Genomic DNA, 3,248 nt, shown 5'->3' with positions numbered 1-3,248 from the left:
CCCGCTTTGTCTTTGTCACCGCCAGAGCCGAGGAACCCCTTGCTGCGGACGATGAACTCCATGCCGGTCGTTTCGACTGTCTTAGCACCGACGTCCAAGTTCGATCCCTTGATCGCCATCGCCAACTTGTCGAGCGATACGTTGTGAAAGCGAAGCTTGTCGGGATCGACTTCGATTTGATACTGGCGAACGTAACCGCCGATCGACGCGACCTCGCTGACCCCTTCGACCGCCTGCAACTCGTACTTCACGACGAAGTCTTGCATGCTGCGAAGTTCCGCCAGCCCCATGCCTTCATCGGGCGGTTGTAACGTGTAGTAGTAAACCTGTCCCAATCCGGTCGCGTCTGGTCCAAGTTGTGGCACGACCCCATCGGGTAGCTGTGACGCCGCACTGCCGAGTTGCTCAGAAACTCGACTGCGTGCCCAATAAAAGTCGATCTCGTCCTTAAACGTAACCTGCACGAAGCTGTAGCCGAACATGCTCTTGCCACGCACCGATTCCGCGCCGGGAACAGCGAGCAACGAAACGCTCAGCGGATAGGTGACTTGGTCTTCGATGTCCTTTGGCGAGCGACCCGGCCAAGGCGTCAACACGATGACTTGGTTCTCGCCAATGTTAGGAATCGCGTCGATCGGAATCGACTTGAAGCTGACCCAGCCAGCGACGCTCAGACCAATGGTCAGCAATACCACCAGCCAAGGTTCTTTAACGCAGAAGCGAATGATTAGATTAAGCATGGTTCGTCTCCTTACTGCACGGTGCGAGCGATTGAGGGAACCATGCCCGCGGGCATCGCCATATTACGAACGACTTCGCCGCACGTCAGCATCTCGCTGCCCCAATACGGGTTCTGCAAATCACCGCCGGGCTGCATCCAGTCACCACCGCCTCCGGGAACCATCGGGCAGTAATAGTGCGTCAACCTCACAGCCGTCTTCGGCCCGCGAGCCACCGTAGCCGCTCGCAACATCGCATGACTGACGCCGCGATAGGCCTCGCGAGCCGTTTCCAACGAACCGTCCATGCGTGACGCCGCGCGGCGAGCGGTTGCGAACCCGCGCTGAGCTTCATCGGGAACGCGGGCCGACATTTCTAGTTCGCGGAGTCCTTCGATCAGCGTGTTCAACGCGACGGGCGGCGGCGTTCGGTCGGCCGCCATCGCACACTGGATTTCAAAGTAGGCGTCGTAGGTTCGATCAAGCGTTTTGCCAGCGTCGCTGGCCAGCATGACAGGAGTGGTGTTGGGAAGTTCCAGCGGTCCCGGCGAATAGCTCGGTGCTTTCGTCGGGTCCATCAACGAAGGATTGCCGGCGAGCTGCATTTGTGAGTCGATCAGGAAATTGCCGCCGGTCGCAACCGTCTCACCAGCTGAAAGTCCTTCCACAATCACCGCTTCTTTGCGATTCATGGGACCGACCGTCACTCGTCGAATCTCAAAACGTCCCGGTTCGGTTTCGACGTAGATCACGCTGTTTTCACCAGCCAAAAGCACGGCATCTCGCGGCACGGTCACGACTTGCTGCATCGGCAGAGGTTCTGATGCGAACCCGAGCTGCGACGTCGGCACCAAATCCATATCACAAAGCGGGCACTTGCCCGGTTCGTCACGGATGACTTGCGGGTGCATCGGGCTGATGTATTTGTTCGCCAGCGCCGGATCGTAAACTTGGTCCATTGGGATCGCCGGCACGGTCACGCGAGCAGTGGCGTAGTCGCCCGGTCGCAGTTTGCCGTCAAAGTTCATGATCTCGACACGGACGCGTACCGTTCGAGTCTTCGGGTTCACGGTCGGGTCAATGAAAGCGACGCGGCCCGTGAATACTTCGCCCGGCATCGACTGAATTTCCGCTTCAACTTGTTGACCAAACCGAACAGCCGAAGTGTCATCGGGAAACAGATCAAGCATCAACCAAACACTGCTTAGGTCGGCTACACGGTAAAGCTTGTCTCCCGTTTTCACGTAGTCGCCCTCAACCGCTGACTTTTCGATAACGGTTCCTCTCTGCGGTGACTTGATTCGGATGCGCGACATTGGTTTACCCGACTTCCCCAACTGCTCGATCTGACTTTCCGTCATGCCCAGTTCCGTCAAATTTTCCCGTGCCATCTTGTTCAGATCGCCGACGGAGATTTGAAAGCGACCGATCTTGCCATCGCTGTTCATGCTGGTGATGAACTCGGTTTGTGCGGTGTAGAGCTGTGGGCTGTAGATCAACGCCAGATCGTCGCCTTCATTGACTTTCACGCCAGCGTAGTTCGCGTACATCTTTTCCAAGCGGCCGTCGATGTATGCACTGATGGTCGAAAGTTGGCTTTCGTCGAAGTCGATCGAGCCGATGGTGCGGATCGTTCGATTGACTTCGCCCATCTTCGACATCGTGGTTTGAATACCGACCAATCGCCGGGCGGATGGTTCGATGGTGACCGAGATACCATCGCCGCCGCCCCCGCCGGTCGCTTCGACCAGTTCCATCGCACAGACGGGGCAGCGACCTGGTTCGGTCGACGGTGGCGTACACATCATCGGGCAGATGTATCGTTTGTCTTCGCCACCGCCGGCTTCCGCGACGGATTCGCCTTGGCCGCCCGAGAAACCATCGGCGGTCAACCACTCAGTCCTCTGGGCGACCCCGAGCAGGAAAAACACGAGTCCGGCAACGACGAAGACCGTTGCGGCTTGCACACCCGTGCGCACCAGCCACTTCATACCGCCACCACTTTGCGGTGCGGTCGGTTTGGCTTCAACAGGCGCGGTGGTTTCTTCGGGCACCGTTTCCACTGGCTCGCTATCGGTCGGCGCATCCGCATCGACGCTGCTAACTTGGTCGTCAACTTCGACTTCGTTGGGTTCGATTGGTTCGTCCTGATTCATGACAGTTCTCGCGGCGTTTTCCGGCACGCGTTTGTGGTTCCATCCACGAACGTCAGCTCAAGAGGTGGCTGGGCGACGATGCGACCGAGGGGATCGCATGATCGACCAGTCATCGCCTCCAGGCTGTGACCGGTTCATTGTTTTGGTGACGCGATCAGATCGCGTAGGGAATGCATCTGGATAGAGTTCACACGGATCGAACGCGCAGCGTCATTCGCGTGAAAGCCAACTTGAAAACGAGGAGCTACAAGCGCGCAGCTCTCCTATCGAGACGACGCTAGATGCGCCAGATGCAAAGAAACCGCTGAGAGAAATGCGGTGAGAGATCGCCGATCGGCAATCGTGACATCGGTTGGCCTGGACGAATTGAAAG

Annotated in this window: 2 protein-coding genes; both read right to left on the bottom strand. The window is 57.8% G+C overall.

The annotated features are described in order from the left end of the window. Nucleotides 1-740 (bottom strand): efflux RND transporter permease subunit (locus tag RMSM_RS29315; RefSeq protein ID WP_008705942.1); only part of this gene is annotated, 740 nt, incomplete at its 3' end. An 11-nt stretch (nt 741-751) separates the two neighbouring features. Next, nucleotides 752-2,875, bottom strand: a complete 2,124-nt coding sequence (locus RMSM_RS29310; protein WP_008705939.1) for a heavy metal-binding domain-containing protein — start codon at nt 2,873-2,875, stop codon at nt 752-754. Nucleotides 2,876-3,248: the final 373 nt, after the last annotated feature.

Origin of the sequence: Rhodopirellula maiorica SM1, from assembly GCF_000346295.1 — a bacterium.
Lineage (GTDB): Bacteria > Planctomycetota > Planctomycetia > Pirellulales > Pirellulaceae > Novipirellula > Novipirellula maiorica.
The sequence above is the reverse complement of the archived record's forward strand: the minus strand, read 5'-3'. Positions and strand labels throughout refer to the sequence as shown.